The organism is uncultured Gulosibacter sp. (genome assembly GCF_963509965.1).
In the GTDB taxonomy this organism is placed as follows: domain Bacteria; phylum Actinomycetota; class Actinomycetes; order Actinomycetales; family Microbacteriaceae; genus Gulosibacter.
Window position 1 is genome coordinate 258,863 of sequence record NZ_CAUPDE010000001.1, and the last position, 25,861, is coordinate 284,723.

Below are 25,861 nucleotides of genomic sequence, written 5' to 3' on the forward strand. Positions count from 1 at the left end.
GCAGCCGTGAGCACCCACCGCAATCACTACCAGGGTTTATCGGCGCCGCCGCCGAAGTAATCGCCGTCGAGTTCGTCTTCACGCTGATCACGATTCTTTTCGAGGTCTTGCTCGATCTCGTCAAGCGAATCCGGTTTCGGGTCGCCTGGCTGCGGTTTGTCGTTACCGCCCTCCTCATTCGGTTGGGGCTGGGGTGGCGACTGTTGTTCGAGGCGGCGAATTTTTTCGCGGATGCGCGGTTCGCTCTCGCTCATCGATCCGGCCGCGGTCGAGTCGACGCAGGTGGGATCAGCCTCGGTGATCGCGGCGAGTGCTTCGACGTACCGTGCGTGGGCGTTTTCGAGATCTGACTTGAAATAGGCGTCATCACCCTGCGATTCAATGGTGATCGCCAGGTTGGCGCGAATCGGGCACTGTTCTCGAGGCGGCGCCAGATTCAATGAGCGTTCAAACGCCTCGCGCGCTTGGTCGTAGGCTTTCGCTCCCAAAAGGCTCGTTCCGGTGTTGTAGTCGGCTTTCCACGTTTCAACGACATTGAGCCAGTGCAGCTGCGAGGCCGTATTGAGCGCCCCCTCAAAGTCGCCGTGGGCATATTGCTCGGTCACCACATTCGCGACGATATGCTGCGCAATCAATTTGCACCCGGCAAACCCCATCAAGGCTGCCAACGGCACCGCCACCAACACAAAGATGCGCCGCTGACGCCGCCGCCGACGCTCGGCCGCAACTTGACGTTCGCGACGTTCGGCATCGCTCTCCCGCAGCTTGGTAAGCGCCGCCACGCGACGATCAAACTCGGTCTGTTCGTCGGCATCTTGCGTGCCGTTTTCGCGAGTCATTCGGCCACCACCTTCGCTGCTGCAAGTTCGCGCTGCTGACGCACCAGCCAGCCGCACTCCACAAGCATCCACCCGGCCGCTACCAGCGCAAACACCCAGTACACCGGGAAGGTCGTCACTCCCCCGCGCTGTGCCGCACCTTCGCCGCGCTCCGGGTGGATATCCGCTGCCTGCGGTTCACTGTCAGCGTCACGATGCTGATACTCCACGCCCAGATCGTCGGCGATGTCTTGCAGATTGTCCTCGTCAATTTTTGAAATACCGTCTTGGCCGTAGCGATCACGAATATATTCGCCCCGGCTATAGGGGTCGGAGTCACGCATCCGGCCACCGTTTTCAGTACCGTAACCAAACACTTTCCCGCCCTGGATCAGATCGGCTGAGCCACGGTACCGTTCGGGTGTGGTGTCAGAGGTGATCTCCCCATCACCGAGGTAATAGACCACCCGCAGCCGTTCGGGGTTGTAGTCGATCGAGTTCATGAGCACCTGCCGCAGCTGCTCAGCTCCGGCTCCGATAGATGATCCCTGGCTGCGAGCCGATGCCTGCGGCTGCGCCAATCGCACCGCCTGCTGGAGCGCGGTTGTATCGGTGGTAAATGGCAGTCGGTACTGGGCTTTGCTGTCGAATGTGATCAGTGCAAACCGAGCGCCGGCATGCTGCAACGCCAGTTGTTCAATATCGCTGCGCATCCCGACAAGGCGCGGTTCATTGCCGTTCCAGTCTTCGGCACCTGCCGAACCACTCAGGTCGACCACGAACACCACATCGAGTTCGGTGTTGGCGGCGCTGGTCGCCACCGACCCCACACCCGGCCGCAGCGCCGCAATGACCACCGCACACACCAGTAGCAGCCGCCCGATCCACATGCCGCGGTTATCTTTCGGGGCCGTGCACATCCCCAGCAGCACCAGGGCAACAATTGCGGCACCAATCACCAACAGCAGCAGCGGATGCACGAGCGGATTGAAGGTCATAGTCGCGACCTCCAGACAATCGTTAGATAGATCGCCGTACCCCCGATCAGCAACCACAGCCACAGCTCGGGCCGGTCGGTGACGATCAGCTGCGGCGCTCCGCGGATGAGGCTCGTCTGCTCTGAGGTAATGGTGTCGACAATAGTGTCAACCTGGGTGCCATCGGTGAGCGGGAAATACGTGCCGCCATTGTTCTCGAGTGAGATGCGGTATTCCTCCGCGTAGGCATCCTGATGTTCACTCGCATCAAGCCCGTACACCGAAATCGAATTGTGGCGTGCATATTGCAGCGCCTCGGGAAGCGTCACGGTCTGAGCGCCGTTCACCTGGTTGTCGGTGGCAAGAATGATCGAACGCGAGCGGCCGTCACTGATCGGTTCTTCCTCGTCGGAAGGCGCAGCCCCTTCAAATTGCATCACGCACGCTGCCAACCCGTCACCCACGAGCGAAGCACCGGGCCGTTCAAGTGTGCCGCTATGGATGAGCTCAGAGTAGCTGCCGAGCTCCATCGCGTCGCGCATCTGCTCGAGCTGTTCTTTCACGAATGCGTAGTCGTCGGTGAGCGGAAAAATTGGCACTGCTGACGAGTTCCACACCACCAACGACATGCGTTCACCATCAAACCCCGGCAGCATCTCGAGGTAGCGGTCGATCACCTTGGCGTCGTAGTCGACCATCGAGCCCGAAACATCCAGGCACAGCACAATGTCGCGGTTGTATTTCTCGGGCGTCACCACGTTCGTGTACACCCAGCGCGCACCGCCGATCGTCGCAACCGTGAGCGCGAGCACTGCCGTAACAAGCCCCACCCAAACCCGCTTGGATGCACGCCGCACCGCAACGCCATACTCGGGCAGCTGGGTCAGCCGCGATGAGTTCGCAATCGGGGTACCGTTTTGCCGACGGACAGGCTTGTGTAGCTGCTGGCCGATAACCACGACCACCAGCAGTGCTAACGCGACGATCGGCACCCACCACAGCACTAGTGACATCCCGACATCACCTGCCTTGCGGCGCGCACCGATTCATCAAAGTTTTCGGGCGGTTCGGCGGCAAACACCGCCGGATAAAACTTAGCCACTGCCTCGGCGGTGCCCCGCAGGGACGACTGCTGCAGCTGCGTCAGCGTCATCTTATCGGCGGGGATGCCACTGGTGGCGGCGACATACTTTCGCACTGTTCGTGAGAGCGCTTCAGTGGCCTCACGCTGACCGAGCTTGCCGTTTCGCGCTCGGTGTTCAATCGCATCTACCTGCTGTCGCAATTGCTCACTCAGCGTCGCAAGATCGGTCGGGGGTGTTTCAACCTGCTGCCGTAGCCGTGTTTTACGGCGGGTTAATAGCGCCGTCCCGGCGAAGTAAGCGACGATCAGTGCTAGTAGCAGCAACCCCAGCACCAGCCACACCGGTGAATATCCGGTAGGTGGCATCGGTGGGCTCGGTGCGGGCCAGTCACCATCTGGTTTCAGCAGTGGCACCGCTGCGAAGTTCAGTGCAAAACTAGTGCCGGTCATACTGCCTCGTTTTCAACATCTCAAGCAGTTTCGATGCCAGCTCATCACGCCGTTCAACACGCGTGTGTGAGGCGCCGCCTCGCCGCAGCAGCCCCAACAGCCGCTCATCTCGGCGCTCACTGGCACGTGATACCGCAGCTTCAAGCTCACTATTACCCCGCAGCATTCGCGGCAGCACCCACTCGCCTGACACATCAAAACTTCCCTGCCGCCGAGCGTTCTCCAGCCCCAGCGGGTGGGCATCCGCCAATTCAATCCACAGCAGCTCGTGCTGGTAGCTCAACGTAGCGATCAGCTCTTCCAGTTCGGCACTCATCGCCACCTCGTCAGCAACCACGACCAGCAGCGACCTTCGCCGCTCGCGGTCGCGCACCTGCCGCAGTAGCGAAAGCGGGTCGCTTTCGGCGGCATCGAAGCCACCATCACTGTGGATACGTTCGAGCAGCCGCTCAAGCGCACCTTCACCCACACGGAATGGGAACCGATCACTGTGCTGTGCATCCACAATCAGCGCGCCAACCTCGTCACCGTGCTGGAGCGCCAGCCAACCCAAAATCCCCACCGCTTCGACGGCAAGATCAGCTTTCCTTTCGCCGGCAGCAGATACAGCGCCGAGGTTCCGGCCACCGGTAACCGCAAACAGCAGCCGGTGTCGGCGTTCGGCGCCGTACCGCCGCACCATGACCGAGCTGTGCCGAGCACTGGCCCGCCAATCGATATCGCCCACCTCATCGCCAAACTGGTATTCACGCAGGTCGTCAAAATCGAGGCTGCGTCCCCGATGCATTGACGCGTACTGGCCTTCAAGCAGATGCGCCACCGGGCGGCGGGCACGAACATAGAGCCGTGATTTCACACGGCTCAGCAGCGATTGCGAACTCGATTGCACGGGCACTACGGAGTCCGAATTGCGCCGAGTACCGCATCAACGTAGTGGTCGGCTGTCACACCGGTGGCTGCCGCCTCATAGCTGAGCACGAGCCGGTGTCGGAGCACCCGCGGCGCAATCGAACGCACATGCTCGGGAAGCACCTGCGCGCTGCCCTCGATCAGTGCCAGGGCGCGAGCGCCGGCACTCAGTGCGATAGCCGCACGCGGCGACACCCCCACTTCGAGCAGTCGAGCAAGCTCGGGCGGCAGATACTGTTCGATGTGACGGGTTACATAGGTGATCGACACGATATATTCGGTGATCGCCGGATCGATATACACGCGCTTGACGAGTTCTTGTAGCTGCTGCACGTCGTCGAGCGTGGCAACCGGTTTTGGTTCGGCCGTGAACCGCCCCTCGTCAATGCGGCGCAGCACTTCAGCCTCTTCAGCGGGCGTCGGGTAGTCGAGCACGTCTTTCAGCATGAACCGGTCGAGTTGGGCTTCGGCAAGCACATAGGTGCCCTCCTGCTCGATCGGGTTCTGGGTGGCAATCACCATGAATGGTTTTGGTAGCGGATATTCTTCGCCGCCGATGGTGGTTTGTCGCTCTTGCATCGACTCGAGCATCGCCGATTGGGTTTTCGCGCTCGAACGGTTAATTTCATCAAGCAGCACGATATTGGCATGCACCGGCCCCAGCTGGGTGCGAAACTCGCCAGTGCGGGCATCGTAAATCTGGCTGCCGATGATGTCGCTGGGCAGCAGATCGGGCGTGCATTGGATGCGATTGAAGCTCCCATCAACTGCCGCGGCAATCGTTTCGGCAGCCGTGGTTTTTGCCAGCCCCGGCACCGACTCGAGCAGCACATGACCTCCGCAGATCAGACCCACCAGCAGCGATTCACCAAGTCGTCGTTGACCGACGACCTTGTCTGAGAAAGCCACGGCGATTCGCGAGATCGTTTCGGATGCTTCCGACAGGTCGGCCTCAGTGAGCGGATCGGCCGCGGGCTGCCGGTCGGGCTGTGCCAGCTGTTGTGGCGGCAACATCGGCAACGGTTGATTCAGCTGTTGTGACACCTGCGTTCCCTGCGGCACCGGCTGCGGCTGCCCCCAGCCAGGCCGGTCCGGTGACGAATGCCCGTACGAGCCGTAGGTCTGCGGTGCCACACCCGCATGTGCCTGCTGCCCTGCCGCCTGGGTTGGCTGCCCCTGCCACTGTTGTAGGTGTGCGGCTGTATAGGGCGGGTAAGCGTTAGCGGAACGATCAGAGGGCGAATGCATATGCCCCAGGTTACGCGATGATTTCTGGTGCGCCTTCAGCCCCTGGTGGCATTTCAGCGGCGATACGCTCAGCCTCTGCGATGAGGGTCGCTACGATCTCCGACTCGGGCACGGTCTTGATGACCTCACCCTTGATGAAGATCTGCCCCTTACCGTTGCCCGAAGCCACACCGAGGTCGGCTTCGCGTGCCTCTCCGGGACCGTTCACAATGCATCCCATCACCGCAACACGAATCGGCACGGTGAGATGTTTGAGGCCCTCTTCAACCGAGTTCGCGAGCGTGTACACGTCAACCTGGGCGCGACCGCACGACGGGCAAGAAACAATCTCGAGTTTGCGTTCACGAAGGTTCAGTGAGCGCAGAATTGCCAGCCCCACCTTCACCTCTTCAACCGGCGGCGCCGAAAGCGAAACACGAATCGTGTCGCCGATGCCATCGCCCAGCAACGACCCGAACGCCACGGCCGATTTGATGGTGCCCTGGAAGGCAGGCCCGGCCTCGGTGACGCCAAGGTGCAGCGGCCAATCGCCGCGTTCTGAAAGCATCCGGTAGGCCTTCACCATAACCACCGGGTCGTTGTGCTTGACCGAGATACCAAAATCTTGGAAACCGTGCTCTTCGAACAGGCCCGCTTCCCACACCGCCGACTCAACGAGCGCTTCAGCGGTAGGTCGGCCATATTTCTGCAGCAGTGATGGCTCGAGCGAACCAGCGTTTACACCGATGCGCAGCGCCACACCGGCATCCGAAGCGGCTTTGGCGATCTCGCCAACCCGGTCATCGAACTTGCGGATATTGCCGGGGTTCACCCGCACACCGGCACAACCGGCATCAATTGCCTGGAACACGTAGTTGGGCTGGAAGTGAATATCGGCGATCACCGGAATCGGGCTCTTCTTCGCGATGATCGGCAGGGCTTCGGCATCGTCCCGGCTGGGCACGGCCACCCGCACGATATCGCAGCCGGCTGCCGTCAGCTCGGCGATCTGCTGCAAAGTGGCGTTGATATCGGTGGTCGGTGTGGTGGTCATCGACTGCACCGTGATGGGTGCGTCACCACCGACATACAGCGAACCGAGCTTCACCTTGCGCGTTTTGCGGCGCGGGGTGATGACTTCGGGGACCTTGGGCATACCGAGATTTACTGCAGACACGCTACGAGTTTACGACGGGGTTGGCTGGCAGAGTGCACCAACTCGGTTTGCCCCTCACGAACACTACTTAAACAGCCTGATGGGATTGACGATATCGGTGAAAATAAATAGCGCACCAATCAGCATCAGCAGCCCTGCCACCACGATCGTGACCGGCAGCAGCTTCGCCGAGTCGAACGGTGCCGGCTCGGGTCGGCGAAGCACCCGCGCCCACCACTTGCGCAGCCCATCCCACAGCGCCGCGGCAATGTGGCCACCGTCTAGCGGCGGCAGCGGAATCAGGTTCATCAGCCCAAGCGCAACGTTTACCGCACCAACCATGCCAATCATGGTGGCAGCGCGATCGGCAATCGAAACATCGTGCAGCTGGGCAATCTGACCGGTGATGACCCCAACGCCGACCACGCTGACGGGACCGTTGGGATCGCGTTCGGCGCCGAGAAAACCCGCCTGGAACATCTCAACCACCCGCTGCGGCATGGTGATAATCACGTTCACCACCGCACGCGACTGCTGCACAAACATTTCACCGGCGTAGAGGGGCGACTCGTGCACCTGCTCGAATTGCGAACCGAAGCCCACAAAGCCGACCGTTTCGAGCATCGGTTTACCGGAGTCGTCTTTCACCTGGCTGCCGGTGACCTCGTCGAAAACGTAGCGTTGCGTGGGTTCGGGATGCAACACGGCCTGGTGAGTTGCCCCCTCGCGTTGATACACCAGCTCGAGGTCATTGCCCGCCGACACACGAATGATCTGCTGCACGTGCTCCCAAGAACGAAGCTGCTCGCCGTCAAGCGACACGAGCGTGTCGCCCGGACGCAGTCCGGCTGCATACGCGGGCGAGGGGGTGTCGCAGGAATTCGGATCAGCGGTGTCTTCTTGCCCGGCGGGAACCACGCAGCGATACACCGACTCAAGCGTCAACGACGGCTGGTTCACACCGAAGCCGGTGGCGACGATCATGAAGCAGATGATGGCTATGACGAAGTTCATGAGCGGCCCGCCGAACATCACCAGCAGCCGCTGCCACACCGGCAACCGGTAAAACGCACGATGCTCCTGGCCAGGCGGAATAGTCTCGGCAGATGCCTGACGACCATCCTCAATGAACTGCGAAAGAATCCCGGTGCCGCGGGCCTTAGCCCGTTCACCGGGTGCCGGCGGATACATGCCGATCATCTGCACGTATCCACCCAGCGGAATCGCCTTCACCCCGTATTCGGTCTCACCGCGTTTTGTCGACCAAATTGTCGGCCCGAACCCAACCATGTACTGAGTGGTCAGCACGTTGAAGCGCTTCGCGAAATACAGATGCCCGCATTCGTGCAACGCAATCGACAGCGCGATACCGACGATCGCGATGAGGATCCCAATAATGAACGCAACGACATCAATCACAGCGTTCAACCTTAGACCGCAATGAGCCGGGTCGCCTCGGCACGCGCCCAGCGTTCAGTTTCGGCCAGCGACTCGCGAGTGATCTCACCGGTTGTTGGTTGATAACCGTCAACAACCCGGGCAACCGTGTCAACGATGTCGAGAAATCCGAGCGCACCATCGTGGAATGCATCCACACACACCTCGTTCGCCGCATTAAACACCGCCGGGTATCCCCCACCAGCCTCGCCCACGCGCGCCGCAAGCTGAAGAGCCGGAAATGTTTCGTGATCTGGTGCGTCAAAGCTCCAGGTGTGCGCGCGGGTGAAATCAACCGGCTCCACCACCCCCGGCACCCTGGTGGGCCATTCGAGCGATAGGGCGATCGGCAACCGCATATCGGGATTCGACACCTGCGCCAGAATCGATCCGTCGACATACTCGACCATTGAGTGAATCATCGACTGTGGATGCACCACCACATCGATCTGCGAAAAAGGAATATCGAACAGCACATGTGCCTCGATAACTTCCAAGCCCTTGTTCACGAGGGTCGCCGAGTTGGTGGTCACCACCCGGCCCATATCCCAGGTTGGGTGAGCAAGGGCCTGTGCCGGGGTGACCTCACGCAGCTGTGCCCGCGTCTTGCCACGGAACGGGCCACCGGATGCTGTGAGAATGAGCCGGCGCACCTCGGCCACGCTACCACTGTTCAGACACTGCGCCAGAGCCGAGTGCTCGGAGTCAACCGGCACGATCTGGCCCGGTTTGGCGAGCTTCCGCACCAGTGGCGCTCCGACGATGAGCGACTCTTTATTGGCAAGTGCGAGCGTGCGACCGGTTTCGAGCGCTGCCAGCGTCGGCCCGAGCCCAACCGAGCCGGTGATACCGTTCACCACAACATCGGCGGCTACATCGCGCACCAGCTGCTCGGCGGCCGCAGCCCCCAGCGCGGTCTGCGCGGCGGGCACATTGAACTGTGCCGCCTGCTCGGCGAGCTGCTCGGCGTTGCGTCCGGCACTAAGCCCGACCACTTTGAACCGGTCGGGGTTCGCTCGCACAATGTCGAGGGTTTGGGTGCCGATTGAGCCGGTTGATCCCAGCACCACTACACGACGCAACTGTTCAGTCATGACTCATACGTTAGCGTCGCCGAAGCCGTAGCATGGCTGACAGTGCGCGCTCGCGGTGGCGACATTTCGTGCAATCCTGCCGCCGCAACGCACGTTCTTTACAGTAGCGAATGAGCCTGAGGAGGCGGTGCCGCGGTGGGACGTCCGGGAACTTTCAAGGCAACGGATGCGGTAGAGCTGGCGACGGTTTCGCGCGGTGGATTTATTGAGTCGCGGCACGTGGGTTCAGCCGCCGTGGTTGACGGTGAGGGCGAGCCGATTGCGTTGCTCGGCAATACTGCGGCGCCGATATTTCCGCGCTCGACCATGAAGTTTCTGCAAGCGCTGGCGGCGCTAGATGTGGGCGCGCCGCTTGACGGCGAACATCTGGCCATTGCCTGTGCGAGCCACTCCGGCACTCCCCTGCATGTGGCGCTCGTGCGGGATATTCTTGGCCGTGCGCGTCTGGATGAGACCGCGCTGCAATGCCCGCCGTCATGGCCCGCCGATCGGGCTGCTCGTGATGCACTGATCCGCTCGGGCGAACCGAACGCGCCGATCTATATGGAGTGTTCGGGCAAGCACGCCGCGTTTCTCGCCGCCTGTCGCGAGGCCGGGTGGCCCACCGATAACTATCTCGACCCGGAGCATCCCCTGCAGCGTCGCATAACCGAAACCGTGGGGCGCTTTGGTGGCGAACGCATCGACCACACCTCGGTTGATGGCTGCGGTGCACCGGTGCACACGATGTCGCTGCTCGCTCTGGCCCGCAGTATGGCCCGGTTTGCCACCGCACAGGAGTCATCACCGTTCGCCATCTTCCGCCACGCGGCGCAGATCCGTGACGCGGTCATTACTCACCCCACCGCGATGTCGGGCGCTGGTCGCCCCGACTCGGTGCTGATCGAGCAGCTTGGCATCATGGCGAAGTTTGGTGCCGAGGGCGTGTATGTCGCCGCCACCCGTGACGGAGTTTCGGTGGCCCTCAAGTACCTCGACGGCACCGGTCGCGGAGCACCGCTAGTGGCGCTGCAGTTGCTCGTAGCAGCCGGTGCTATTCAGCCTCGACAGGCCGAGCGGGTGCTGCCGCACCTCGGGTTGGAGGTGCACGGCGGTGGTCGCGTGGTCGGACATGTAAATATCGGCGCTGGTGTTCCAATCGAACTTCCCACGCACTAGTCTGTCCTCGTCGTGGCCCGGGTTGCGACAGTTGTTGCTTCACACCAATCGATGTCACAGAACTGCCAGGGAACACCTTCGTGCAAGCGCACGCGACGGAACGTCCCATCAGGGGTACGCCACAGCGCGTATTCGTGCGCATCAAGAATCGGTGGCGGCAACGGATCATCGCGCAGTAGTGTTCGCCACTGTGCCGGGTCAACACCGATTGCGAGTATCGGCAACTGTTGTGATTCTCGAGCGAGCGCTCCGTAGGTGCCCTGCCACTGTTCGGGGTCACCGACCAGTATCTGGGCGCCGCTGACCACTCGCACCTGCCCCGCCGGTGCGCTTGGCACAGCAGCACCGGGTTTTGGCACCCCGCCAACGTCATGACCAGCGTCCGTGAACCACTGCGTCAAACGGTGCACATTGCGCGCCACCACGATGCAGCCGGTTGCTGGCACTTCAAAGGGGCTGTGCCGCAGCACGGGTGCGTGCCGCTGTAGTTCGGCATCTCCCTGGCAGCTGTGCACCTGCACCAGCAGGTCGCGCCATCTTCCACGGCCTGCAATGAAGCGGCCATTGAAGTGACGGGCTTCGCCACCGTTGAGCAGCCATTCCTGCTTGGCGTGGGTGGGCAGCCGCAGCACTGCGCTCATGAGCGCGCTCAACCGCTGCAGCGACCCGCTGAGCCGGGTGCTGGCGAGCACCACGCTGCGGGTGCCCGGTTGCCGTATCAGGCGAGTGATGCGTTCGAGCAGTTCGGTGCGATGTGGTTCTTCCAGCTGCTGTTCAAGCGCATCCAGATCATCGATCAACAAGAGGTCACCGGCTCCACTGGCGGCTGGCAGTTCGGCCAGCAGTTCGAAGACGGTCTCGGCGTTATCTCCCACCCAGCGCACCGGGCGCTGTGCTGCGATTGCCGCCCGCGCCATACTCGCCAAAGCAGTCGATTTCCCCGACTTCGGGGCACCCACAATCCAGGTGTGATCTCCCGGTTTCGGCAGTGCAAGTTGCCATTGTCGCTGCCGATCGGGGTCGTCAGCGGTCGCCCACGTGCTGCCGTGTTGCGGGATGTTGTCACCCAACGCCGGTTGCCAGGGGCGCATGATCTCGGGTAGGCGGGAGCTGCGTCGGCGATGGTTTTCGCGTGCCGCGATCTCGGCGATATCGGTCGTGGTCGCACGGGCCACCTGGGCGGTTCCAACACTTCCACTACCGATGCGATACAGGATGCGGCCGCGCGGGGTGATCGGCAGTTCGGCAGCGTCTTCGATGCCCAGCAGGGTGCGTGAGTCGATAGCCTGTTCAACTCGCAGGCTCAGCCGCAGCGCACAATTGGCAAGCAATGATTCGCGAAACACCCCCGTGGGCCGCTGTGTGCACAGCACCAGGTGAATACCGAGACTGCGGCCACGTGAACCAATATCGGCGAATACCTCGGCTAACTGCGGATAGTCAGCCACGAGCGCCTGATACTCGTCAACAAACACCACTAGGCGTGCAATCTGCCCCTGCGCATCCGAAATATCACGCACTTCCAGCTGCCGCAAACGGTGTTCGCGTCGACGCAACTCCGCCTGCAGGCTGGCAAGCACGCGTAACGCTTCACCCTCGTCGAGGTCGGTGACGATTCCCATGCAGTGCGGCAATTGCTGCACCACATCAAAGGTTGCCCCGCCCTTGAAGTCGAGACAGAGAAACTGGCAGGTGTCGGCGCTGTATCTATCGGCGAGCGCGGTCACCCAAGACACCAGCAACTCGCTTTTACCCGAACCGGTGGTGCCGCCGATTACCGCGTGGGGCCCATCGCGCACGAGGTCGATCACCAGCGGCCCAGCTGCCGCGGTGGCGAATTGTGCGGCGAGCTCATTGATACTCGGCTCAGCACCGCTGCCACACAGGATGGGCGCAAGGTCACAACTGTCGGGCACAGCCGCCTGACGCTCCGCTACCTGACGCTGCGCCGGCACCACAACCGCTTGCAACCACTGACGAAGTTCGAGTACGCCGAGCGTTTCGGCCTGCGCTGCAACCCGCTTGCCGTCTGGCCACTGCACAACCGCGCTACCGTCTGCACGCACCGTCACACTCACCGCATCCGGTAGCGCGCCAATTGCCGCGATAATGACCGGTTCGGATTCGCCTGCTCGATAGTGCCGCTGCCAGTTCACCCGCGCACCCCAGCTGCGCAGCTGCTGCGCCAGCGGTTCAAAAGCTTCACCCGCCAGGTTAATGGTTTGGCCAGGGTCGTGATGAGCGCGCTGCAGAATGAGCGCATAGGCAGTGCCATACATGACCGCTTCCGCCCCGGTCACTGCAATTACCGGCTCAGTCACCGGGAGCGGTACGCCCGAGAGCTGTCCAGCGGCGCGGCGTACCCGATCGCAATCGGGGTCTGCCTGATTGCCACCCTCAATACGCAGTTCGCTCGGTACCGTGGTGGTGCCCACTACCACGGCACCTTCGACGTTGGGCAGTAGGCCACCGGCAAGTAAATCACGCGCCAGCGGATGCGCGACTCGGGCGCGTGCGCGAAGTCGTTGGTGCGCGGCCTCAATCTCTGCCTCGACAAGCTCGAGTTCGGCAGCAAACTCGGCTCGTTTGCGCCGCATCCGACGCCTGCCACCAATTTTGCGGTCGAAGGCCTGTGCCACGATGAGCACCGGCCCGAAGAGCATGAACATGAGCAGATACGGGCTGCCGATCACAAGAAAGAGTGTGAGCCCCAGCACCATCGGTGCGATCATTGCGACGGCAGGAAATTGCTGCGGCTCGGGCGGCACCGGTGCGTTCGGTAGTCGGATGGGGGCCTCGATCGCAGCCGCCGGAGTTTCAGCGATCATTGCCTCGGCTCCACCCGTACGGGGGTGTTGCAAAGCCGAATAAGTTTCGGGGTTCTTCTGCTCGAAGTGAGCCACTCGGTGATGCGCACGAGTCGTAGCTGTTGGTGACACGGTCATCCAAGCGGTTCGTTATCGATCAGCTCGTGCAGCTCAGCATCCCGCACCCCACCCATGCAACCGGTGCTGCCGATCCATCCCGGGATCACCCCACGCGCACACAGATCATCGATTTCGATGGCCAGTGGATGGGCCTGCTCCTGTCGTAGCACCTGCCGGGTGTAGTATTCGGCAGCGGTAAGGTTGCCAGTTGCCCAGTGGGTCCAGGCCAGCACCGCCAACACATCTACGCAACGGTCACGATCAAGATGCGCCGCCAACTGTCGCAATAGGCGAATCGCACGCTCACAGCGATCAAGATCTACCGCTTCGATCGCCACCCGATCAATGGCTGCCTGCAAGAAATCGCGAGCGTCCAACCATTGCGCCATCTGGTCACTCTCGCGCACCTGGTAGTCGCGGACGCATGGGAATCCCCGAGTCCACCAACCTTCGAGCGCCGCCGCTCCCGGACGCTGAACAGCCCGATCATGAGCGGCTGCAGTGTGGTGTAGGTACACCGCTAACAGTTCGTTCACGGCCTCCGGGCCGTATCCGATGTGGTGTAAGAGCAGGCCCGTCAAGGCAGCCGAGCGCAGAGCGCTAATCACCACCGCCAGCCGCAGCACATACTCATCGAGCTCTGCAATCGATGCGGCCAGTTCGAGATCGTCCCAGGTTTCGAGCAATTCGAAAGGATGCAGTCGCGGCATGACTTCATCAACCATGTGCAGTAGTCGCGCGAGCTCATCTCGGGCTTCGACAGCTGCGGGTTCGATTTGCAGCCGTGCGGTTGGTGATTGCGCCAATCGTGCGTAGTCGTGTTGCAGGCTTTCGATTGTGCCGCTTCGCGCACCGTCATACTCACACCAGCCATCGGATGCGTGAACGAGCACGGTCGTCACCTCGATTGTGGTCACATCACAGACCGCGATCATTGCCGCAATCAGCTTTGCATAAGGGGTTTCGTGCTGCCTCAGCGGCTGGCCCGTATAGATCGCAATCACAACGTTGGTGATGTCATGGAAGCGGGTGAGGTTTGCGGCGACCGCTGCCGCGTAGATTTCATATTCGTGCTCGTGTTTGGGCAGGTCAATGCGCATCAGGGCGCCACCGTGTTGCTCGGTAAATGGCAGCACCACCAGCGATTCGACGGGCATAAACCCACACAGTTCGGGAATTGTCGTCAGAATTTCAACGGGGTTGCGAAGGGTTCGTGTGTTGCTGTTCATGGCAGCAAAGCTAAGTCTGCCGCGCGGTGTGCAACGACGAAAAAGAGGTCTCTGGGGATAGTCGCCTCTGCATGCGCCTGTGGAAACTTAACAGCGGGACCGGCCGTAACCGATCCCGCTGCCAAGCAGCCACTAGAAACTCAGCGTGCTGTTAGTCACCCTACTGCGGGTTCTGCGGCTGCGAACCGTAGGGCTGCTGGCCCGGAGTGCCGGGCTGTTGGCCGTAACCCGCCTGGCCGTAACCCGCCTGGCCGTAGCCGGGCTGTGCGTAGCCGCCGGCCTGGCCATAGGCCGGTTGCCCCGGGTAGCCGGCGGCTTGGATCCCGCGGTTTGCCTCGGCCGCGCTCGGGCCGCAGACAAGTCCACCGCGCAGGCCCTGCCACTTACTGCTGTCGAAGGCGAGCACCGCGTACCAAATGATTGGCAAGAAGATGTACAGCACGATCCAGACATCATCTTTTCCGAAGCCCTGACCGATGCGGTAGGCGGCCATGATGACGAATACCAACGCGACGATGTTCCCGATCGGCAGAAGCATCAGCAGCGCGATCCACCCGGGATAGGCACCGGCCTCGAGGAAGACCCACATGTTGTAGAGCGGTACCCAGGCTTTCCATCCCTCGATGCCCATCTTGCCGTAGATTTTCATCAGCAACAGCGAGGTAACCGCGTAGGCGATCGCACCAAACAGCAACATGATAAGGAATACGACCCACAGCCCGTCCGTCGACGACGATGATCGGTAAGAGTAGCTCGCAAACAGCTGCTGCAGCGTCGGCGAGGCCGCCAGCGGCGAGATGTCGAATAGGTTCACTGAATCCTCCTCATTGGATACTTGGACGTGCCAAGTCTAGAGGTGGCAGCCCACCGAATGCGAAACGCCGCTCACGAAGTCACTAGCAGGTACGCACCACTATGCGTACTCGCTGCTCGGCTACCGGTTCTACGATGTAGTCGGGGGCGAGCGTCTCGCCCAGCTGATCGAGTGTTGTGACAGCATCATCGCAGCGTTCGGCGAGTTTGCGCACGAGTAAACCTTTGGCACGCTTATTAAAGTGGTTGAGAGAACGAAACTCGCCGTTTGGGAGCGCTTCAACCACATCTGCCCAGGCGACGTTATCGCGTCGGGCGGGTAACGGCCCGAGTGTCACGTAGCCCTTTGAGCGCAGATCGAGAATCGGGCCCGGATGCGCAGCCAGATAGTTCGTCACTGCAGCCGCCCAGCGTTCGCGCAGTGACGGGCCGGGAAGTTTCGAGTTGTATGACAGTCGATATGCCGCAATCTCAGCTCCGGCAGCCACGGGGCCGTACAGGGCCGAATGGATCAGCGCGTGCGCGTCGAGCCACTGCTTAGCGGCGTCGCTGAGCGAATCGGCATCAAGCGCGTCATAGAGCACCCCCGTATACCGCAGCGTCGCTGGTTTGCGATCGGGGTCGCGCAGTTGACGGTTGCGAGAGAGTTCTTTCTCGGCCTGGCGTGCCGAAATTTTTAGTGCTTTTGCTGCGGCTTCGGCATCGCCCGAGCTCAGGGCGATGAGGTCATCGCGAACGCGCTCGCCGATGGCGCGCAACTGTGGGTCGTCGGGCCGGAGGTTTGTGGAAAGGCGGCTACCGCCGTCCGATTTGGTTTCAGACGGCGGTAGCAGCAGGAGCAGTTTCGAGGTCACTCGGTAACGAGCGCCTCTCCGGCGATTACCGTGACCTGGTCGCCGGCAACCGACAGGAACCCGTCGTCTGCCTGCGCCGTAATCTCGGTGCCGTCAACTGCTTTCACCCGCACCTCGCCCTGCGCGAGGGCGGCAAGCATCGGGGTGTGACCGGGAAGGATTCCGATCGACCCCTCGGTGGTGAAAGCCGAGACCATGGTTGCCTCGCCCTCCCACACCTGCTCGGTGGCGTTGGTGACGTTGACGTGCAGCGTATTCGATGCGGTCGCCATCGGCTAGCCCAGTTCTTTCTGCAGCTCGGCGTACTTCTCGAGCACATCTTCGATCGGCCCCACGTTGTAGAAGCACTGTTCGGGGATGTGGTCGAAATCGCCACGGCAAATCGCGTCGAATGCCTCGATAGTGTCCTTGACGGGCACGGTCGAGCCTTCAACACCGGTGAACTGAATCGCGGTGTAGGTGTTCTGCGACAGGTACTGCTGGATACGCCGTGCGCGTGCCACAGTGATCTTGTCTTCTTCCGAGAGCTCGTCGACACCGAGGATGGCGATGATCTCTTGAAGTTCCTTGTTCTTCTGGAGGATCTTCTTCACCGTGGTGGCGACGCGGTAGTGCTCTTCACCCACGTACTGCGGGTCGAGGATACGGCTAGTTGAGGCCAGCGGGTCGACCGCGGGGTACAGACCACGCGAGGCAATCGCACGCGAAAGCTCGGTGGTCGCGTCGAGGTGAGCGAAGGTGGTTGCCGGCGCCGGGTCGGTGTAGTCGTCGGCGGGCACGTAAATGGCCTGCATCGAGGTGATGGCGTGACCGCGCGTCGAGGTGATGCGCTCCTGGAGGATACCCATTTCATCGGCGAGGTTGGGCTGGTAGCCCACTGCCGAGGGCATGCGACCCAGCAGGGTCGACACCTCCGAACCGGCCTGGGTGAAACGGAAGATGTTGTCGATGAACAGCAGCACGTCCTGCTGCTGAACGTCGCGGAAGTATTCCGCCATGGTCAGGCCGGTCAGCGCAATGCGCAGACGGGTCCCCGGCGGTTCATCCATCTGGCCGAACACCAGGGCGGTCTTGTCGAGCACGCCGGCTTCTTCCATTTCGAAGATGAGGTCGTTACCCTCACGGGTTCGCTCACCGACACCGGCGAACACCGACACACCACCGTGGTCGCGTGCCACACGGGTGATCATTTCCTGGATCAGAACGGTCTTGCCAACACCGGCACCACCGAACAGACCGATCTTTCCACCCTGCACGTAGGGGGTGAGCAGGTCGATAACCTTAATACCGGTCTCGAACATCTCGGTCTTCGACTCGAGCTGGTCAAATGCTGGCGGGTCACGGTGGATGGGCCAACGTTCAGTGATCTCGTAGGGTTCGGTGATCATCGAGTCGTTAAGCACGTCACCGGTGACGTTGAACACCTTGCCCTTGGTGACATCGCCAACGGGCACCGAGATGGGTGCGCCGGTGTCAACAACTTCCTGACCGCGGACGAGACCGTCGGTAGGCTTCATTGCGATGGCACGAACCATATCGTCGCCGAGGTGCTGTGCCACCTCGAGCGTGAGCTTGAAGGGCTTGTCTCCCATGCTCACCTCGGTGGTGAGCGCGTTGTAGATGCCGGGCATCGCGTCGTGCGGGAACTCGATGTCGACCACCGGGCCCGTAACGCGAGCGATGCGCCCGACGCCGGCAGGTGCCGTGCCTGCAGGCTGCTCGTACGTCGCATTCGTCGTCATGTGCATTCCTTTTTCTTCGTGGTTGGCGCGGATTACGAAGCGAGCGCGTCCGCGCCGCTCACGATCTCGGTAATCTGCTGCGTAATTTCGGCCTGACGCGCGTTGTTCGCCAGACGCGTGTAGTCACGCACCAGTTCTTTTGCGTTGTCGGATGCAGACTTCATTGCCCGCTGACGTGCGGCCTGCTCGGAAGCGGCCGAGTGCAGCATGGCATTGAAAAGTCGCGCTTCGATGTAGACGGGCAGCAGCGCATCCAGCACTGCCTCCGGCGTGGGTTCGAACTCGTAAAGCGGATAGAGCTCTTCGTTCTGAGGCTCCTCGCCACCCTCCACGACCTCGAGGGGTAGCAGCCGAACCACGGTGGGGTCCTGGCGCACCATGTTGATGAAGCGGTTATAGATGAAGTGAATTTCCTCTACGCCGCCATCCTCATACGAGGCCGTGAATCGGTTCACCAGTTCTTCGCCGATTTCTTTTGCGGTGGTGAACTCTGGTTTTTCAGTCGAGCCGGTCCACTCGCGATCAAAGCCGCGATCACGGAACGTGAAGTATCCAACAGCCTTACGGCCGACGAGGTAGTAGACAACTTCCTTACCCTGCTCGCGGAGCAGGGTAGTGAGTTCCTCCGCCTCTTTCAGCACATTGTGTGAGAAAGCACCGTTAAGGCCGCGGTCGCTGGTGAAGAGCACGATTGCCGCACGGCGAATCTGCTCGGGCTCGGTGAGTAGCACGTGGTCGATGTCTTCGGCGTAGGTAGCCGCCGCCGACACCGCCTGCGTGACTGCGCGGGTGTACGGGTTCGAAGCTTCCATGCGGGCGCGCGCCTTGTTGATGCGCGAGGTCGCGATGAGCTCCATGGCACTCGTGACCTTTTGCATCGTCTGGGCCGATTTGATCTTCGCCCGATATTCGCGAAGCTGTGCTCCCATGGTTCTCCTGGTCTCTCAGTAACCCGGGCGGCGCCTAGCGGCGCTTCCCGGTAACGATCTGCTCCTGATTGACGTCTTCCTCATCGGTGGCGTCAAACTCCTCGGTTCCAACCGAGAACAGCGGCTTACCGTCCGACTTCTGGAAGGTCTTCGAGAACTCGTCGATGGCCGACTCCATAGCCGACTTGGTTTCGTCTTCAAGCTTGCCGCTGTTGCGCAGGTCGTCGAGCACCGAAGTGTTGCGCTTGAGGTAGTCGAGCATCTCGGCCTCGAAGCGCTGCACGTCTTCGACGGGGACCTCATCGAGTTTGCCGTTAGTGCCGGCCCAGATCGAGACGACCTGTTCTTCGATGGGGAATGGCGAGTACTGTGCCTGGCGCAGAAGCTCGGTGAGTCGGGCACCACGCTCAAGCTGACGCTTGGTTGCTGCGTCGAGGTCGGATGCGAACATCGAGAAGGCTGCGAGGTCGCGGTACTGGGCCAGCTCGAGCTTGAGGGTACCCGATACCTTCTTAATGTGCTTGCGCTGTGCGGCACCACCGACACGCGACACCGAGATACCCACGTCAACAGCGGGGCGCTGGTTGGCGAGGAAGAGGTCAGACTGCAAGAAGATCTGACCGTCGGTGATCGAAATCACGTTGGTGGGGATGTATGCCGAAACGTCGTTTGCCTTTGTCTCGATGATCGGCAGACCGGTCATCGAGCCGGCGCCGAGCTCATCCGAGAGCTTCGCGCAACGCTCGAGCAGACGCGAGTGGAGGTAGAAGACGTCACCGGGGTAGGCTTCACGGCCCGGCGGACGACGCAGCAGCAGCGAAACTGCTCGGTAGGCTTCGGCCTGCTTCGACAGGTCGTCAAACACGATGAGCACGTGCTTGCCGTTGTACATCCAGTGTTGGCCGATTGCCGAACCCGTGTAGGCCGAGAGGTACTTGAAACCGGCCGGGTCGGATGCGGGCGAAGCGACGATGGTGGTGTACTCCAGAGCGCCTGCCTCTTCGAGCGCACCACGCACGGCGGCAATGGTTGAACCCTTCTGACCGATGGCGACGTAGATGCACCGAACCTGCTTAGTCGGGTCGCCCGACTCCCAGTTCGCCTTCTGGTTGATGATCGCGTCGATTGCGATAGCGGTCTTACCGGTCTGGCGGTCGCCGATGATGAGCTGACGCTGGCCGCGACCAACGGGGATCATCGCGTCGATGGCCTTGATACCGGTCTCGAGCGGTTCGTGCACCGACTTGCGATCCATAACGCCAGGGGCTTGGAGCTCGAGGGCGCGGCGGCCTTCGATACCGGTGATTTCGCCGAGGCCGTCGATTGGTTGACCCAACGGGTCGACCACGCGGCCGAGGTATCCCTCGCCCACCGGCACCGAGAGCACCTCGCCAGTGCGGGTAACTTCCATACCCTCGACGATGCCGCCGAAGGGGCCGAGCACGATAGCGCCGATTACGTCTTCTTCGAGGTTCTGCGCGAGACCGAGCGTACCGTCGGCGAAGCGAATGAGCTCGTTCGCCATGACCGAGGGCAGACCCTCGATACGCGCGATACCGTCAGCAGCGCTGATCACCGTGCCGACTTCGGTCGCCGTCGCACCCTGCGGACGGTACGAGTTCGCGAATTCGCTGAGCGCGACGCGGATCTCGTCCGGATTGATCGTAAGTTCTGACATTTTCTTCCCTTGTCGTCGGGGCTGAGCCCCTAGGTTCTTCCCATGTTGTGGGGGCTGAGCCCCTCGGCTGTAACCGTTCGCTACGCGAGTTGGAGGCGCAGGTCGTGGATCCGCGCCGCGGCGGTGTCGTCGATGACCTCGTCACCAAGTTCCACGCGCACACCGCCGATTACCGAGGGGTCGATGACCTGGTTGATGGCGACAGTGCGACCGAAGCGGGCAGAAAGACCTGCTTCGAGGCGTTCAAGCTGTGCCGATCCGAGCGGGCGAGCAGTTGTCACCGTTGCCACCTGGCGATTGGCTTGGTCGGCAACAGCGGCAATCGCCCGCTGCACAAAGCGACGCGGGCGGTGACCACCGGGGTTGCGCACGAGCGAACGCAGGATGCGCAGCGTGTCTTTGCCGAGTCGGTTGCCGAACAGTCGTTCCACCAGCTGAACTTTGGCTTCGGGGCTACCCAGGCGCGAGCCGAGCGTGAGCTCAAGCTCGCCGCTGGAGCTCACCGTGTCGCTGAAGCTATTCAGTTCGCTGACGAGCTGGGCATGATTCGACGTGGCCTGCGCGACCGCGCGAATCGCGGCTTCTTGCACCGCGGCGGTGAAATCATCGCCGTTATCCCAGCGCTGCGCCACCGCGGTATCGAGCACGCGCTTCGCGCCCACCTCAAGACCGGGAAAAGCGCGCGCCACGAGCGCTGATTTGGCCACAGCATCTGCGCCACGAGCCGCGAGGTCGCCGGCAAGCTCACGAACACTCGCGAGTGTGTCGGCCACGTCGAACAGCTGCCGGGCAGCAGCGACATCGCCGGGGCCAAAGCCGTCGACCTCGCGCTTGATGGCAACGAGGGCCTGATTGCTGGTCGTAGCCATTAGTTGGTCGTTCCCGCCTTCTGGTCGAGGTCGTTGAGGAACCGGTCGACGTAGGCGCTCGAACGCTGGTCGTCAGAGAGGTTCTCGCCAACCACACCCGAAGCGAGGTCGAGGGCGAGCGCACCCACTTCCTGACGCAGCGAGACCACTGCGGCCTGACGCTCGGCCTCAATCTGGTCTTTTGCTGATTTCGTCATGCGGTCGAGTTCGACCTGGGTCTCCTGCTTCTTCTCGGCCTTGATGGCCTCGCCCTCGGCACGTGCCTTTTCGCGGATTTCAGCCGCTTCGGTGCGAGCTTCGGCCAGGAGCTGCTCGTACTCATCTTTGCGAGCGTCAGCCTCGGCCTGCACGGCCGCTGCTTTCTCAATTCCACCTTCAATCTTGGCGGCACGCTCGTCGAGAGCAGAGTTCAGCTTGGGAAGGACGAACTTCCAAAAGAAAAGCAGGAGCACCACGAGCACGACGATCGACCAGAAGATGTCGTATGCCGCCGGGATCAGCAGGTCCGGCTGCCAGCCGAACTTCTCGCCGTTCTCGGCTGCGAGAATGTTGTCGTAGTTCATGATGCTCACTCCGGAATCGTCTTAGGCGCCGAAGATGAAGGGGGTGGCGATACCGATGAATGCGAGCACCTCGGCGAATGCGATACCGAGGAACATCGTGGTCTGCAGGCGGCCGGCCATCTCGGGCTGGCGAGCCATCGCTTCAACGGTCTTACCGGCGATGATGCCGATACCGACGCCGGGGCCGATGGTTGCGAGGCCGTAGCCGACGGTAGCGATGTTGCCGTTGATCTCGGCGAGAGTGGTGGTGTCCACTAGGGTTTCCTTCCGGTTGGGCGAGGAGGCCGGTTGACCTCGACGTCTTACTGGTGATTAGGGGATCAGGGGTTTTTATTCGTTCGCGAACGCTAGTGCGATTTCGCGACCGAAAGCTGGATATAGCTGGTGGTCAGCAGCGCGAACACGTAGGCCTGCAGCACCGAGACCAGCAGCTCCATGAGGGTCATGATGAACGAGCCGGCGAGTGTGAACACACCCATCACGCTCCACATGTTCATAAGACCGACAAAGAACGCGGTGGCCGAGAAGGTGATGACCAGCAGCAGGTGACCAACCATCAGGTTGAGCATGAGTCGCAGGGCGAGCGATACCGGGCGCACCAGGAAGGTGTTCACCAGCTCAATCGGGGTGAGCAGGATGTAGAGCGGCCAGGGCACACCTGCCGGGAACAACGCGTTGCGCAGGAAGGTCAGACCGCCAGCCTCGCGGAAGCCTGCGTAGATAAAGACCACATAGGTGGTGAGTGCCAGCACGAGCGGCATACCGAGCAGACCGTTACCCGAAATATTGAGAAACGGAATCGCGGTGGTCAGGTTCATGAAAAGGATGCCGAAGAACAGCGTGAGAATGTACGGCAGGTACTTTTTACCGATGCGTTCGCCGAGCATGTCGTAAACGATTTCGTCGCGAACGTAGCCAACAGCGAGTTCGATGATCGACTGGCCGCGCGAGGGAACCACCTTCGGTTTCCGCAGTGCGAGCCAGAACAGGAGCATGAGCACGACAACAGCAATCAGTCGCACCATAATGACGCGGTTGATTTCGAAGATCGTGCCATCAAACAGCAGTGCCGGTGGAAAGAATTCTTCCTGAACGGTCGGTGCGCAGTACTGGCCCTCAGGGCAGTCACCTGCGGCAACGAGGATGCCGGTCAGATTCAGGGCAGTCGGGAACAGCGCGATCTCCTGTCACTGGGCGCGAGCCGGTCGGGCTCGCGAAGGCTGGCAAGGCGGTGTCGAACTGTGCGATTTGTACGATTCGAACCGACCGTCCAACTCTATCAGGAAATGCTCGGTTTCGAAGCGCCGTTGGCCGCCCGTGTTGGTGAAGGGTTGGCAAACCATTCGCAGTTTTTAGCTACTCACCAGGCAGTTTGACATCACTCATTGAGCCGAGACGACTGCTGGCAACCACCAGCATGTCAATCACCAGGTGACCGATGATGGCAGCTACCATGCACGACCACAGCATCCAGTCGTGAGTGAAGTCGAGCTGCTTCACGATAGCGAGCACACCGAGGAATACCAGCAGTTTCAAAATCCAGGCCCCGAGGATCACGCCCATGAACATCACCGCGTCGAAACGAGCGGCCAGGATCACCGAAATCACCGTCACACCCGTGAACAGCAGCGTCAACAAGGCAGCAATCACCGCCGACCATACCCCGGCCCAACCGGCGACAAACCAGCCGACAATGCCGCCCACCAACGCGATAGCCGCGGTGAGCACGAGCGACCACCGCAACACGCGTTTCATCACCGGCACGCTGGCGGGTTGATTGGCTGAGGTCATGAATCTTTCTCCTTGATATCTGGGGTAGAGACAGTTTCTGAGACAGTGGAGGTGTCGAACTCGGCAGCTTCAGAATCGAGTTCGAGGAGCTTTTCGGATGCCGGCATCGAAACCCCCGACTCGGATTCTTCAGCTAAGAGCCTACGGATTCGATTGCGCAACGCCAGCGGTGCCGCTTGGGCGCGTCGCACACGATCCGACTCCGACTCACCCAATGCATCCAGCGGATCAAATTCATCATCGTCGTCACCGTATGGAGACAGTTGCGCCATTTTCTCAAGCCGTTTTCGTCGGCTGGCAATTGGCGACACGGTAATCGCGATGCACAGTGCCAGGCCGACTATCAGGAAGGTTCCCCACGTCCAAGGATTCGGTGCAATAAACGCGATCAGTGCGGTCACCGCAATCACACTCGCCCAGGCATAGAACACCAGCACCGCGCGGCGCTGGGTATGGCCCATATCGAGCAGTCGATGATGCAGGTGTTTACGGTCGGCACTGAATGGCGATTTACCCGCGGCGAGCCGGCGGATGACCGCCATTGTGAAGTCGACAATGGGCACGATCAGCACCGCAAAGGGGAAGATCAGCGGCATGAAGGCTGGAAAAAGTTCGTTTCGGTTGATCGCAACCGGATCGACTTCACCGGTGACAGCGATCGTGGAGGATGCCATCAGTAGCCCCACAAGCAGTGCTCCGCCATCGCCCATGAACATTTTGGACGGGTTCCAGTTCCAAGGCAGAAAACCCAAACAGGCCCCCACCAAGATCGCCGACAGGAGCGCCCCCAAACCAAACCTGCTAGTTTGCAGTTCTTCGGTGAGTAGGTACGCATAAACCAGGAACACACCGTTGGCGATGATGGTGACCCCGGCTACCAGTCCGTCGAGCCCATCGATGAAGTTCACCGCGTTCATCACCAACACGACGGCCAGCACCGAAACCAGCACCGACAGCCACTGGGATGGCACGAGCACTCCCCCGATAGGCAGCGTCGTGATTGCCACTCCCGAAAACGCCAGCACCACGCCGCCGATGATTTGCACACCGAGCTTCAGCATCCAGTCGAGATCAACAAAGTCGTCGATCACACCCATAACCACGATGATGGTGGCGGCACCGATGATGCCCCACATGCGGTCGGGTGCGGCATAGACGATGTCGAACCAGCTGATCTGTGAGGCGATGGCGAGTGAAACCAGCACGGCAATGAACATGCCGATACCACCCAACCTGGGTTTCGGTTTGCTGTGCACATCGCGGGCTCGAACCGGTGGGTACCACTCGTGGCGCATCGCGAGTCGATAAGTACCACCACAGGCTAGGAAAGACACCGCGGCGGTAATGACGATGATCAGCGCATAGAAACGCACGCTGGCTGTGCCCTATGCCTCGGGGGCCGGAGACGCTGCTTCCGACGGCTTGAAGGCTGGCAACGATCTGGTGTTCGCCTGCCGCTCAGCTCCGACAGCTGATCCGTCCGTGTCTGGTTCGGGTGCCAACAGGTCGCCCAGACGCTCAGCGAGCAGCTCACGCGTCAACGCACCCTGCCGTACGATACGCGCGGGCTGTGGTGGATTTTCACACAGCCCGGTTGCGTCGACAATGGTCGAGGCCACTCCCCCAACCTCGCCGGCATCCAGAAAGATATTCACCGCATCCGACAGCTGCACCGCAGCGGCTTCGGCCGTGGCCGGCGCTGGCCCGCCGTGCTTATTCGCACTCGAGACGGCAAGCGGCCCGGTTTCACGCAGCAGTTCGAGAGCAAGCGGATGGTCGGGGATGCGCAGCGCGACCGTGCCGTGAGTGTCACCCAGGTCCCATTGCAGGCTTGATTGGGCCGGCAGAATCACCGTGAGTGGCCCGGGCGCAAACTCTTCGAACAGTTCGGCCACCTGCTGCGGAATCTGCTCGGCAAGTGCCTGGAGCGCTGCCGTTGAAGCCACGAGCACCGGTGGCGGGGCCTGCCGGGTGCGTTCTTTTGCCGCCAGCAACGCCGCCACCGCATCGGGGTTGAAGGCATCGGCCGCGATGCCGTACACCGTGTCGGTGGGCATGACGATGACCTCTCCTCGACCGAGCGCCATGCGCGCCTCGCGCATACCCGAAAGCAGTTGCTCGGGCTGCGATAGGTCAAATACTTCCGACATGATGAC

Annotated in this window: 25 protein-coding genes; 1 reads left to right on the forward strand and 24 read right to left on the reverse strand. The window is 61.4% G+C overall.

All coding sequences use genetic code 11. The annotated features are described in order from the left end of the window. Positions 1-26: 26 nt before the first annotated feature. The 9 genes from RQ865_RS01220 to dxr all read right to left on the reverse strand — a co-directional run bounded on the left by RQ865_RS01220 (position 27) and on the right by dxr (position 9,152). Positions 27-839 (reverse strand): hypothetical protein, encoded by an 813-nt coding sequence (locus RQ865_RS01220; protein WP_311476778.1) that lies wholly within the window; start codon positions 837-839, stop codon positions 27-29. Continuing rightward, positions 836-1,816 (reverse strand): vWA domain-containing protein, encoded by a 981-nt coding sequence (locus RQ865_RS01225; RefSeq protein ID WP_311476780.1) that lies wholly within the window; start codon positions 1,814-1,816, stop codon positions 836-838. Before RQ865_RS01225 ends, RQ865_RS01220 begins: the two co-directional genes overlap by 4 nt. After that, entirely contained in the window at positions 1,813-2,808 is a 996-nt protein-coding gene (locus tag RQ865_RS01230) for a VWA domain-containing protein (protein WP_311476781.1), read from the reverse strand. The genes RQ865_RS01225 and RQ865_RS01230 overlap by 4 nt, the downstream gene beginning before the upstream one ends. Next, on the reverse strand, positions 2,799-3,329 hold the full coding sequence (locus RQ865_RS01235) for a hypothetical protein (RefSeq protein ID WP_311476782.1): 531 nt from the start codon (positions 3,327-3,329) through the stop codon (positions 2,799-2,801). Before RQ865_RS01235 ends, RQ865_RS01230 begins: the two co-directional genes overlap by 10 nt. Continuing rightward, on the reverse strand, positions 3,316-4,224 hold the full coding sequence (locus RQ865_RS01240) for a DUF58 domain-containing protein (protein ID WP_311476783.1): 909 nt from the start codon (positions 4,222-4,224) through the stop codon (positions 3,316-3,318). Before RQ865_RS01240 ends, RQ865_RS01235 begins: the two co-directional genes overlap by 14 nt. Beyond that, positions 4,224-5,252: an AAA family ATPase gene (locus tag RQ865_RS01245; RefSeq protein ID WP_311477044.1), complete on the reverse strand. Its 1,029-nt coding sequence runs from the start codon at positions 5,250-5,252 to the stop codon at positions 4,224-4,226. Before RQ865_RS01245 ends, RQ865_RS01240 begins: the two co-directional genes overlap by 1 nt. Before the next feature lie 244 nt (positions 5,253-5,496). After that, complete coding sequence (ispG, locus tag RQ865_RS01250; protein WP_311476784.1) at positions 5,497-6,642, reverse strand: flavodoxin-dependent (E)-4-hydroxy-3-methylbut-2-enyl-diphosphate synthase; 1,146 nt, start codon at positions 6,640-6,642, stop codon at positions 5,497-5,499. 63 nt (positions 6,643-6,705) lie between these two features. Beyond that, positions 6,706-8,040 (reverse strand): site-2 protease family protein, encoded by a 1,335-nt coding sequence (locus RQ865_RS01255; RefSeq protein ID WP_311476786.1) that lies wholly within the window; start codon positions 8,038-8,040, stop codon positions 6,706-6,708. Positions 8,041-8,051: 11 nt separating this feature from the next. Then, positions 8,052-9,152 (reverse strand): 1-deoxy-D-xylulose-5-phosphate reductoisomerase, encoded by a 1,101-nt coding sequence (dxr, locus tag RQ865_RS01260; RefSeq protein WP_311476787.1) that lies wholly within the window; start codon positions 9,150-9,152, stop codon positions 8,052-8,054. Positions 9,153-9,287: 135 nt separating this feature from the next. Between dxr and RQ865_RS01265 the strand changes: the two genes are divergently transcribed. Then, entirely contained in the window at positions 9,288-10,310 is a 1,023-nt protein-coding gene (locus tag RQ865_RS01265) for an asparaginase (RefSeq protein ID WP_311476788.1), read from the forward strand. Here the strand turns inward: RQ865_RS01265 and RQ865_RS01270 are convergent. From RQ865_RS01270 to RQ865_RS01340, 15 genes are all read right to left on the reverse strand, one after another. Continuing rightward, positions 10,307-13,138: an FtsK/SpoIIIE domain-containing protein gene (locus RQ865_RS01270; RefSeq protein WP_311476789.1), complete on the reverse strand. Its 2,832-nt coding sequence runs from the start codon at positions 13,136-13,138 to the stop codon at positions 10,307-10,309. The genes RQ865_RS01265 and RQ865_RS01270 overlap by 4 nt on opposite strands. Positions 13,139-13,251: 113 nt before the next feature. After that, the gene (locus RQ865_RS01275) at positions 13,252-14,466 is read right to left on the reverse strand and encodes a DUF4192 family protein (RefSeq protein WP_311476791.1); all 1,215 of its coding nucleotides are present in this window, start codon (positions 14,464-14,466) and stop codon (positions 13,252-13,254) included. 160 nt (positions 14,467-14,626) lie between these two features. Continuing rightward, positions 14,627-15,280, reverse strand: coding sequence for a DUF5684 domain-containing protein (locus RQ865_RS01280; protein ID WP_311476793.1), 654 nt, complete (start codon positions 15,278-15,280; stop codon positions 14,627-14,629). An 82-nt stretch (positions 15,281-15,362) separates the two neighbouring features. Then, positions 15,363-16,133, reverse strand: a complete 771-nt coding sequence (locus RQ865_RS01285; RefSeq protein ID WP_311476795.1) for a peroxide stress protein YaaA — start codon at positions 16,131-16,133, stop codon at positions 15,363-15,365. Further along, entirely contained in the window at positions 16,130-16,405 is a 276-nt protein-coding gene (locus RQ865_RS01290) for a F0F1 ATP synthase subunit epsilon (RefSeq protein WP_311476796.1), read from the reverse strand. Before RQ865_RS01290 ends, RQ865_RS01285 begins: the two co-directional genes overlap by 4 nt. 3 nt (positions 16,406-16,408) lie before the next feature. Then, on the reverse strand, positions 16,409-17,875 hold the full coding sequence (gene atpD, locus RQ865_RS01295) for a F0F1 ATP synthase subunit beta (protein ID WP_311476797.1): 1,467 nt from the start codon (positions 17,873-17,875) through the stop codon (positions 16,409-16,411). Positions 17,876-17,907: 32 nt separating this feature from the next. After that, positions 17,908-18,804 (reverse strand): F0F1 ATP synthase subunit gamma, encoded by an 897-nt coding sequence (locus tag RQ865_RS01300; protein ID WP_311476799.1) that lies wholly within the window; start codon positions 18,802-18,804, stop codon positions 17,908-17,910. A 34-nt stretch (positions 18,805-18,838) separates the two neighbouring features. Then, on the reverse strand, positions 18,839-20,482 hold the full coding sequence (gene atpA, locus RQ865_RS01305; protein WP_311476801.1) for a F0F1 ATP synthase subunit alpha: 1,644 nt from the start codon (positions 20,480-20,482) through the stop codon (positions 18,839-18,841). Between the two features lie 80 nt (positions 20,483-20,562). Further along, positions 20,563-21,351 carry an ATP synthase F1 subunit delta gene (gene atpH, locus RQ865_RS01310; RefSeq protein ID WP_311476803.1) on the reverse strand — a complete coding sequence of 263 codons (789 nt, stop codon included), beginning with the start codon at positions 21,349-21,351 and terminating at the stop codon, positions 20,563-20,565. Then, a complete protein-coding gene (locus RQ865_RS01315; RefSeq protein WP_311477047.1) occupies positions 21,351-21,914 on the reverse strand; it encodes a F0F1 ATP synthase subunit B in 564 nt (187 codons plus the stop codon). Before RQ865_RS01315 ends, atpH begins: the two co-directional genes overlap by 1 nt. Before the next feature lie 21 nt (positions 21,915-21,935). Further along, positions 21,936-22,169, reverse strand: a complete 234-nt coding sequence (gene atpE / locus RQ865_RS01320; protein WP_201517123.1) for an ATP synthase F0 subunit C — start codon at positions 22,167-22,169, stop codon at positions 21,936-21,938. Between the two features lie 92 nt (positions 22,170-22,261). Then, positions 22,262-23,095, reverse strand: coding sequence for a F0F1 ATP synthase subunit A (gene atpB / locus RQ865_RS01325; protein ID WP_311477048.1), 834 nt, complete (start codon positions 23,093-23,095; stop codon positions 22,262-22,264). 175 nt (positions 23,096-23,270) lie between these two features. Beyond that, on the reverse strand, positions 23,271-23,705 hold the full coding sequence (locus RQ865_RS01330; protein ID WP_311476805.1) for a hypothetical protein: 435 nt from the start codon (positions 23,703-23,705) through the stop codon (positions 23,271-23,273). Continuing rightward, positions 23,702-25,078, reverse strand: coding sequence for an MraY family glycosyltransferase (locus RQ865_RS01335; protein ID WP_311476807.1), 1,377 nt, complete (start codon positions 25,076-25,078; stop codon positions 23,702-23,704). The genes RQ865_RS01330 and RQ865_RS01335 overlap by 4 nt, the downstream gene beginning before the upstream one ends. A gap of 12 nt (positions 25,079-25,090) precedes the next feature. Further along, positions 25,091-25,855, reverse strand: a complete 765-nt coding sequence (locus tag RQ865_RS01340) for an L-threonylcarbamoyladenylate synthase (RefSeq protein ID WP_311476808.1) — start codon at positions 25,853-25,855, stop codon at positions 25,091-25,093. Between the last annotated feature and the right edge of the window lie 6 nt (positions 25,856-25,861).

What these genes read in the sequence shown, in the direction of transcription:
- RQ865_RS01270 (WP_311476789.1), bottom strand. Translation starts at nt 13,138, where the DNA reads ATGATCGCTGAAACTCCGGCGGCTGCGATCGAGGCCCCCATCCGACTA.
- RQ865_RS01225 (WP_311476780.1), bottom strand. Translation starts at nt 1,816, where the DNA reads ATGACCTTCAATCCGCTCGTGCATCCGCTGCTGCTGTTGGTGATTGGT.
- RQ865_RS01330 (WP_311476805.1), bottom strand. Translation starts at nt 23,705, where the DNA reads ATGACCTCAGCCAATCAACCCGCCAGCGTGCCGGTGATGAAACGCGTG.
- RQ865_RS01275 (WP_311476791.1), bottom strand. Translation starts at nt 14,466, where the DNA reads ATGAACAGCAACACACGAACCCTTCGCAACCCCGTTGAAATTCTGACG.
- RQ865_RS01230 (WP_311476781.1), bottom strand. Translation starts at nt 2,808, where the DNA reads ATGTCACTAGTGCTGTGGTGGGTGCCGATCGTCGCGTTAGCACTGCTG.
- RQ865_RS01245 (WP_311477044.1), bottom strand. Translation starts at nt 5,252, where the DNA reads ATGTTGCCGCCACAACAGCTGGCACAGCCCGACCGGCAGCCCGCGGCC.
- RQ865_RS01315 (WP_311477047.1), bottom strand. Translation starts at nt 21,914, where the DNA reads ATGAACTACGACAACATTCTCGCAGCCGAGAACGGCGAGAAGTTCGGC.
- atpA (WP_311476801.1), bottom strand. Translation starts at nt 20,482, where the DNA reads ATGTCAGAACTTACGATCAATCCGGACGAGATCCGCGTCGCGCTCAGC.
- RQ865_RS01340 (WP_311476808.1), bottom strand. Translation starts at nt 25,855, where the DNA reads ATGTCGGAAGTATTTGACCTATCGCAGCCCGAGCAACTGCTTTCGGGT.
- RQ865_RS01220 (WP_311476778.1), bottom strand. Translation starts at nt 839, where the DNA reads ATGACTCGCGAAAACGGCACGCAAGATGCCGACGAACAGACCGAGTTT.
- atpD (WP_311476797.1), bottom strand. Translation starts at nt 17,875, where the DNA reads ATGACGACGAATGCGACGTACGAGCAGCCTGCAGGCACGGCACCTGCC.
- RQ865_RS01235 (WP_311476782.1), bottom strand. Translation starts at nt 3,329, where the DNA reads ATGACCGGCACTAGTTTTGCACTGAACTTCGCAGCGGTGCCACTGCTG.
- RQ865_RS01300 (WP_311476799.1), bottom strand. Translation starts at nt 18,804, where the DNA reads ATGGGAGCACAGCTTCGCGAATATCGGGCGAAGATCAAATCGGCCCAG.
- atpH (WP_311476803.1), bottom strand. Translation starts at nt 21,351, where the DNA reads ATGGCTACGACCAGCAATCAGGCCCTCGTTGCCATCAAGCGCGAGGTC.
- RQ865_RS01290 (WP_311476796.1), bottom strand. Translation starts at nt 16,405, where the DNA reads ATGGCGACCGCATCGAATACGCTGCACGTCAACGTCACCAACGCCACC.
- dxr (WP_311476787.1), bottom strand. Translation starts at nt 9,152, where the DNA reads ATGACTGAACAGTTGCGTCGTGTAGTGGTGCTGGGATCAACCGGCTCA.